8 protein-coding genes and 1 pseudogene are annotated in these 7,720 nt (G+C 67.0%); all 9 read right to left on the reverse strand.

Annotated elements, in window-relative coordinates; translation table 11 throughout:
* Nucleotides 1-315, reverse strand: a 315-nt coding sequence (locus PMI14_RS18440; protein ID WP_007856805.1) for a dioxygenase, incomplete at its 3' end; no start/stop codon positions are given.
* Between the two features lie 40 nt (nt 316-355).
* Nucleotides 356-1,411 carry an NADH:ubiquinone reductase (Na(+)-transporting) subunit F gene (locus PMI14_RS18445; protein ID WP_007856806.1) on the reverse strand — a complete coding sequence of 352 codons (1,056 nt, stop codon included), beginning with the start codon at nt 1,409-1,411 and terminating at the stop codon, nt 356-358.
* A 9-nt stretch (nt 1,412-1,420) separates the two neighbouring features.
* A complete protein-coding gene (locus PMI14_RS18450; protein WP_007856807.1) occupies nt 1,421-1,783 on the reverse strand; it encodes a phenol hydroxylase subunit P4 in 363 nt (120 codons plus the stop codon).
* Between the two features lie 23 nt (nt 1,784-1,806).
* Entirely contained in the window at nt 1,807-3,408 is a 1,602-nt protein-coding gene (locus PMI14_RS18455) for an aromatic/alkene/methane monooxygenase hydroxylase/oxygenase subunit alpha (RefSeq protein ID WP_007856808.1), read from the reverse strand.
* Between the two features lie 30 nt (nt 3,409-3,438).
* On the reverse strand, nt 3,439-3,744 hold the full coding sequence (locus PMI14_RS18460) for an MmoB/DmpM family protein (RefSeq protein ID WP_007856809.1): 306 nt from the start codon (nt 3,742-3,744) through the stop codon (nt 3,439-3,441).
* Between the two features lie 22 nt (nt 3,745-3,766).
* A complete protein-coding gene (locus PMI14_RS18465; protein WP_007856810.1) occupies nt 3,767-4,768 on the reverse strand; it encodes an aromatic/alkene monooxygenase hydroxylase subunit beta in 1,002 nt (333 codons plus the stop codon).
* A gap of 52 nt (nt 4,769-4,820) precedes the next feature.
* The gene (locus PMI14_RS18470; protein ID WP_007856811.1) at nt 4,821-5,099 is read right to left on the reverse strand and encodes a phenol hydroxylase subunit; all 279 of its coding nucleotides are present in this window, start codon (nt 5,097-5,099) and stop codon (nt 4,821-4,823) included.
* 290 nt (nt 5,100-5,389) lie between these two features.
* On the reverse strand, nt 5,390-7,042 hold the full coding sequence (locus PMI14_RS18475; RefSeq protein WP_007856812.1) for a sigma-54-dependent Fis family transcriptional regulator: 1,653 nt from the start codon (nt 7,040-7,042) through the stop codon (nt 5,390-5,392).
* A 188-nt stretch (nt 7,043-7,230) separates the two neighbouring features.
* Nucleotides 7,231-7,720, reverse strand: a pseudogene (locus PMI14_RS18480) (catechol 1,2-dioxygenase); the annotation flags it as partial.

A 7,720-nucleotide genomic window follows, 5' to 3' on the forward strand; every position in this document is an offset into this window, starting at 1 on the left:
GAACAGCGGGCCTTCGATGGCACGCGGAGTGCCGCCAGCGCGGCCCGCGCGCTCATCGGCCTCATCGGCGCGGATGTCGATCAGCCGGTCGAAGCCCAGGCCGGCCGTGATCAGGCCCGCCTGGCCGGCAGCGCCCAGGCGGTTGAGCCAGCCCGTGGCGGCCCAGAACTCGTCGGGGGTGATGTCCAGGTCATCGATGGTCTTGAACAGGTCGGTGACGATGCGCTCGGTGATGGCGCGTACGCGGGCGTTGCCGGGCGCCACCTGCCGGGTGTTGACCTGTTCGAGCAATTGGGAGGGGGTGAATTCAGCCATGGGGTTGTCTCCTTGTGGGTGGGTGAAGGTGGGTTGGTGCTCACAGGCTCTTGAACAGCGGGCTGCGCCGTGCGGGCGCGCCCGCGTCGGCCGCGGTGAAGAACTTCTCGGTGTAGATGTCGGGCTCGAACAGGCGGCCCTGCATCAGCGTGGCAATGCAGCCTTCGATCATGGGCGGGGGGCCGCACAGGTAGGCCTTGCTGCCCCGGAAGTCGTTGCCCAGGTGCTGCTGCAGCGCCTGGTGTACATAGCCGGTGGCGCCGGTCCATGCAGCGTCGTCGTTGGCCGACAGCACGGGCACGTAGCGGAAGTTGGGGTGCTCGGTGGCCAGGGCCTTGAACAAGTCGGCAAAGTACAGCTCCTGCCGGTTGCGCGCGCCATGGAACAGCGTGATCGGGTAGCCCGTGCCTTCGGCCAGCAGGTCCAGCACCATGGATTTGGGGCTGGACAGGCCCGAGCCGCCCGCCAGGAAGATCGCCTGGCGCATGGCCGATTTGCGCACGAAGAAGCGGCCGAAGGGGCCGGACAGCTCCAGCCGGTCGCCCACTTTCACCTGCCCGTGCAGCCAGGTGGTGGCGGGGCCGCCCTCCACTTTGCGGACGTGCAGCTCGATCAACGCATCGCCCGGGGCGCTGGCGATGGAGAAGGCGCGTGCGCCCAGCACCCCCGGCACCTGCAGCATCACGTACTGCCCGGCCTGGAATTCGATGGCCCGGTCCGGCTGCAGCCACAGGCCCAGGATGGTGGGGGTCAGCATCTCCGTGCGCACCACCTGGCCCAGAAAGTCCTGCAGCGGCAGGTAGCGCGCGTCGGGGTCTTCGTCTACCTCGGCCTCGATCACCAGGTCGGACTGCGGCGTGGCGCAGCAGGCCAGCACCTTGTTCTCGTCGCGTTCGAAGTCCATCAACGCGAAGGGCGAGGCCTCGCCGTGCTCGAACTCGCCGTCCAGCACCTGCACCTTGCAGGTGGCGCACAGGCCGTGGCAGCAGGCATGCGGTATCCACACGCCTGCGCGCAGGCAGGCGTCCAGCACCGTCTGGCCCTCGGCGATCTCCACCGTCTGGCCCAGCGGCTCAATCGTGATCTGGTAGCCCATGGCGCTACCTCACGAGCCCGAGCCCGCAATGCCGGCCAGGCCCGGCGTGCGCAGCTGGATGAAGGACTTGTGCACCAGTCCGTTCTCTGCCAGCGAGCGCGCCGGGTCGGGCGTGAACGGCTGGCCCGAGTCGCGCCATTCGACCCGTCCCCAGTCGATGCGCGCAAAGTCCGGGTGGCTGCCGTAGACGCCGGGCAGCACCTCGCTGACCAGGGCGCCGAAGGGCATGGCCGCAGGCAGGGGCAGGCACACGGGCGAGCAGAACAGCAGGTGGTCTTCCCAGCCGATGTAGAGCAGGCGGTTGCCGTGGAATTTCGCTTCAGCGTCGGCCACTTCGCCTTCGTAGCCGGGTTGCAGTGCAATGACGGGCATGTGTATCTCCTTTCGTTCGCGGGTCAGGCCGCCTTGGCCGGGGTTGCCGCGGCGCCTTCGGCGGGCAGGTGGCTGCGGCCGGTCCAGCGCTCCCAGTTGGCGCGGTCGGGGCTGGTGTTGTATTCGCCGGTGTCGGCGCTGGTATCCAGGTGGTACCAGGCCAACACCTCGGCCAGCGGGTCGAAGCCGGGCTGGGTGGGGTCGGTGCCTTCGCGAAAGCAGTTGCCCTGGTAGATCTGGTGCATGGGCAGCCAGGCCTGCTTGAACTTCTCGGGCTCGCCATCGAACACGTCCTTGCAGCCGTCGGAGCAGAAGTGGTACTTCATGCCGTGGTAGGTGGACTCGCGCGCCGCGATCTTCGTCGGGTCGCTCATCTCGGTGAACGCCATCGGTATCTGGCAGATCTGGCACAGCATGGGCAGGCTGTTGTTCACCCAGCGCTTGCCGGCCTGCTCCTGCTCGCGCAAATGCACCAGGCGCGGGCGGTAGTACTGGTTGAAGGTGTTCGGGTACTTGGCGGCCAGCCAGTCCATCTCCTCGTCGTTGGGGATCCAGGTGTGGATGCCCGCGGCCTGCGTGTAGTTGTAGAAGATGCCCCAGGCCTGGTGGGTGATGCGCTCCTTTTCCAGCTTGGCCACATCGGCGTACTTGGGCACCTTCACGCCGTAGCGCGCCAGGTCTTCGAACAGCGCGCCGCCGTTCTTCTCGAAGTACATCTCCCAGGCCTCGGCCCAGCTCATCACGCGCTTGGGCAGCATGTAGTCCATCATCATGCCCACCAGGGTCAGCAGGCGGTAGCCGCGCCAGAACCACTTGTCCACCCACTTCTGGATGATGGGCAGGTTGTCCGGGTCCTGCTCCAGCATGAACTTCACCACCTCCAGGCCCAGCGTCATGTGGCGCGATTCGTCCGACTGGGCCGAGAAGCCGAAGGTCACGGTGGCCATGTCGCCGTTGTAGGCCGCGCCGCTCATGAAGGGCATGAACAGCAGGTTGGTCAGCACGTACTCGAACGAGAACGAGATGGCGGTGATGAACTCGAAGGGCCCGGCCGTCATCGCATCGTCGAAGTAGGACTTGGGCACCGACAGGTACCACAGCCGGTCGTGCATGTGGTGGAAGTCGTGCAGCCCGTTGAAGTACTTGTTGTAGTGGCTGATGGTGTGCACCTGCGTCTGCGCATGGCGCAGCTCGTCGATGGACTGCATCTGCGCCGCGATGCGCGCGCCCACGCCGCGCAGCGAGCGCCCGGCCATGGCATAGCCGCGGTGTGCCGCGTACTCCAGCGGCGACACGCCCGTGAGGAACAGTTTCAGGGTGTTGACGTAGCGCGCATCGGTGACGTTGAACTGGCCGTTGTTCTGCGCGAAGGCGTCGATGATGGCGTAGAGCTTCTTCTCCTTCTCGCCCTGGAACTTCCAGTACGCGTCCATCGTCAGGCGGAACGGGTCTTCCCATTTGTCCCAGTCGTGGATCTTGATGCCTTCGAACTGGTCGAAGGGGAACACGTCGTCCATGGACTGGTAGGTGGTGTCCCAGCCCAGGCCGCGCGTCATCAGCGCGTACTTTTCCTTGATGCCCAGGCGGCGGGCGCTGGCGTTGCTGCTGTTGTTGTTCTGGCTCATGGTGTCTCCTGATGGTGAAATGGGGGCGCGTCAGGCGGTCTCGCCGCGCGTGAGGCGGAAGGCGTCGTCCGTCTCGTCGATGTTTCCGGACAGCGAGATCAGGTTCAGGTGCAGCTCCTGCACGTCCCAGTCGCGGCCCATGCGGTCCTGCACCGATTCGCGGTGGATGACGATCTGGCCGGGGGCGTCGATCTTCACCATGGCCGGAAACTCCGCGGCCGTGGCCAGCGGGTTGTCGGCCAGGATGGCGTCGATGATGAAACGCGTCTCGTCGTTGGCTTGCAGCGCGATGAAGACGCTGGGGCGGTCCTGCAGGGCGGTGTTGGTGGTGGTCATGAAGGTCTTTCGTCGGGAGATTTCAGGCGGCGATGCCCAGCTTGGCCATGCGAGCGACCAGGGCGGCATCGGCCTGCGCCAGTGCAGCGGCGCCGGCTTCCGTGCCCAGGGCGGCCGTGGCCAGCGGTGCCAGCGCGCGCAGGATCTCGCCACGCCAGGTGGCGGCCCAGGCGCTCAGCTGCTGCGCGTTGGCGGGTGACTCCTCTGCGGCGGTCTTCACGGTGGCGTCCACCCAGCGGGTGGTCTCGTCGTACCAGTCGTTCATGAAACCGGTGAGCATGGACAGGGCATTGCCCGTGGCCGGGTTGAGATCGGCTTCGAGGTGGCGGTAGACCAGCGGGTACAGCAGGCCGTCGAACACCAGGTTCTGCGCTACGAACACCTCGAACCAGTCCTTGGTAACGAACAGGTTTTCCACCAGGCGGCGCACGCCCTGCCAGGCGGGTGCGTGCAGCCAGTCTTCTTTGGCTTGCGCCAGCGCGGCATCGCCGTTGGCGTCCAGCATCAGCCCGACGCGCGTGAGGTACTGGGCGTTGCCCAGGCGGTCCATGGTGGCGAACATGGTGGCCTGGGTGATGGCTGCGCCCCAGCCGTAGGCGGTGACGGTGCAGTTGTTCATGTTGGCGCCCCACTCGTAATGGCGCAGCGGCACCAGCACCGCCTGGATGCGTTGGCGCGTGGATGCGTCGAGCTGGCCGAGCAGCTGGCGCTTTTCCACGAACTCGTACTGCCGGTCGGTCGCGTCCTGCTGCTTGGCGCGGGCCATCACGTATACACCGTAGTAGAAGTGGCGCGGGTCCTTGAAGGCATACCAGTCCTGCATCACGATGGCCGTGCGGGCCTTGTCGTAGAGCGCGCGCTCGGGCTCCCACAGCGGGCGGTAGTGGAAGTTGGCCTCGGGCTGCATGTCGATGGTCGCCTCCTGGTAGCGCGAGGCCGGCTTGTCCGCGCCCAGGCGGCGCGCAATGAATGAGAAGGTCTGCCGTACCGGCTTGACACTGGTGGTCTGGATGTCGACATGCATCGTGTTGTCTCCTGGTCGTGGTGGGGTTGGGGAATCGGAGAGAAAGAAACTCTCAGTGGTCGATGCCGGGCGCACCGAAGCGCCACTTCAGCCGTTCGTAGTCCAGCCGCGCACCTTCCTCGGCGTCGAGCTGGATGGCCTGGTGCTGGGCGCAGAACGCGTGGAACTGGGGGAACAGCAGCACCAGCTCCACCGCGAGCTCGGGGTCACCGATGGCGAACTCGAATTCGACGAAGCGCTGCTCCAGCGTGCCGGTCACGCGCACATAGCAGGGCATGCCGGTCAGCGCGCTGGCCGATCCAGGCTGGGAGGCACCGTGGGTGGGGTTCATTTGTTCACTACACCAATCGAGTAGGGGCCGAGGGCCCGGACGGTGTAAGAAGGGCAATCGCTGTGCCAGCGCGTGCAAGCCCTTGATTTGCATGGGATGGCCCCATGCCGCCACCCCATTGCCAGGGTTTTCCTGAAGCTTCAAATCATCAAATGCTGCGGTGCAGCTTGATCAAATGGTGAAGTGGCGCACGGGCGTGGCTGTCCCTGCGCGGCAGGCGGCGCAGGCTGAGGGGAGCAGGTGGGAAGGGGAGGGTGCCAGGCCGTGGAACGCCAGGGCCCGTGCGCTGATCAGGCTGCCGGCACGCCTTCTTTCTTGAGGCGATAGGCCAGCTGCGGCCGCGTGATGCCCAGCAGGCGTGCGGCCTGCGAGAGGTTGCCGCCTGCGCGTTGCAGTGCCGTCTGCAGCAGCCGCTGCTCCAGCTGGGCCAGGTCGACGTTGCGGTCCAGCACCTCGGTGCAGATGCCGTCGATGGCATCGCTGGGGGCGCCGCGCGTCACCGCGCCACGCCCGTCGAGCTGCCCGCCCTGGGCCGGGGGCGCCACGCCCGACAGGTGCGACGCTTCGATGAAGCCCTTATCGGGCGCCAGCAGCACGGCGCGCTCCATCACGTTCTCCAGCTCGCGGATGTTGCCGGGCCAGGGGTGGCCCAGCACGGCGCGCATGGCCTTGTCGGTCAGGCCCAGCACCTTCTTGCGGTACAGCTCGCCATAGCGCTCCACGAAGCGGTCCACCAGGGCCGGGATGTCGGCCGTGCGCTCGCGCAGCGGCGGGATGGTGATGGGAAAGGTGTTCAGGCGGTAGAACAGGTCGGCCCGGAAGCGCCCGGCCTGCATGGCCTGCTGCAGGTTGACGTTGGTGGCGGCAACGATGCGCACGTCGAAGGGCGTGCTGTTCTCGGCGCCCAGGCGCTCCACCTCGCCGGTCTGCAGGGCGCGCAGCAGTTTCACCTGCGCGGCCAGCGGCAGGTCGCCGATCTCATCGAGGAACAGCGTGCCGCCGTGCGCGCGCTCGAAGCGCCCGGCGCGCGCCAGGTGGGCGCCGGTGTAGGCGCCTTTCTCCACGCCGAAGAGCTCGGCCTCGATCAGCTCGTGCGGAATGGCCGCGCAGTTGACGGCGATGAACGGGCCCTTGGCGCGCGGCCCGTTCTCGTGCAGCCAGCGCGCAAAGACCTCCTTGCCCACGCCGGTCTCGCCCAGCAGCAGCACCGTGATGGCGTTGTCGGCTGCGCGGCTGAGCAGCTCGAAGGCCTCGCGAAAGCCGGGTGACACGCCCACGAGCTTGCTGTCATAGCGCCGGCGCGCCTGCACGCTGCGCAACTGGTCCAGGCCGATCTGGTAGTCGATGAGCTGCGCTGCAAAGGGCTGGGGCTGGAAATAGGCCACATAGGCATCGTCGTTCCAGCGCTCGGCCACCTGGCCGACGATGCGGCACAGCGCATCGCCCTGGCTGCGGCACTCCACCTCCTTGTAGACCACGAGCTGGCCCATGAAGGTGCTGGTGTAGCCGGAGGCATAGCCGATCTGCGTCCAGCAGGCGGGGTCGTCGCCGAAGCCGAAGTCGCTGATGTTGACCTCGTCCTCCCAGGAGTTGGTCCACAGGAACTCGCCGTAGAAATGGCCCTGCGCGAGGTTGATGTCCAGCTGCACCATCTCCACCGAGACCACGCCTTCGATGGAGTGCAGCTGCGGGCCGAGCAGAAAGGCGTCGTGCGTCTTGAGGCCGGCGCGCCGCTGCTTGACGGCCAGCTCGCCGTCGCGCTGGCCCGAGGCGAATCCCATGCGGATCAGCAGGCCGCGCGCGCGTTCCACGCCCAAGGAGTCGAACAGCTCCTTGCGCAGGGCGGCCAGCGCGCGGGCATGCAGCAGCAGCATGCGCTGCTCGTCGAGCCAGATGTGGCCGGTATCGGCATTGAAGCGCAGCAGCGAGAGGGGATTGGCCAAGGGGGGTCTCCAGCATTGCGCCCTGCAGCCGGGCTGCGCCGGGGCGGATGGTGCGAGTATCGTGCGCCATGGTGCCGGCTTGCGCCACGGGGTTTCTCCTGCAGCGCGCGCAGGGCAGGCCATGGCCTGCCGCAACGCGAAAAGGCCGCCCTCTCGCGAGGGCAGCCTGGCGCGGGCGGGGTGGTGGATCAGCCCGGTGTCGCCACCCGCTCCATGCGCGTCAGTGGCAGGGCCTCGTCCGCGCTGGCAGCCCTGGGCAGCACGAAGTTGAACACCGAGCGCGTGAACGGTGCCGTGATGCCCAGGGATTCGTAGCCCTTGGGCGCCACATTGCGCTCCAGCGAAACAATCAGCCCGTCGCGCGTGGCAAAGGCAAAGTCGTCGTCGATGTAGCTGTCGCCCGGAATGTTGACCTGCGTGGTCAGCGTGCGCATGCCCGGTGCGGCCACCAGGAAGTGGATGTGTGCGGGGCGCTGGCCATGGCGGCCCAGGGCGGCGAACAGTTCCGCAACGGGGCCGGTCGGCGGGATCGCATAGCCCGGTGGCAAGAAGCTGCGAAAGCGGTAGAAGCCCTTGGCATCGGTCTCGATGCGCCGGCGCAGCTCGTAGGGCTGCATGCCCGGGAAGAAATGCGAGTAGCCACCCTTCTCGTTGGCATGCCACACATCGACCATGGCA

The sequence above is a fragment of the Acidovorax sp. CF316 genome (assembly GCF_000276605.1).
Classification (GTDB): domain Bacteria; phylum Pseudomonadota; class Gammaproteobacteria; order Burkholderiales; family Burkholderiaceae_C; genus Acidovorax.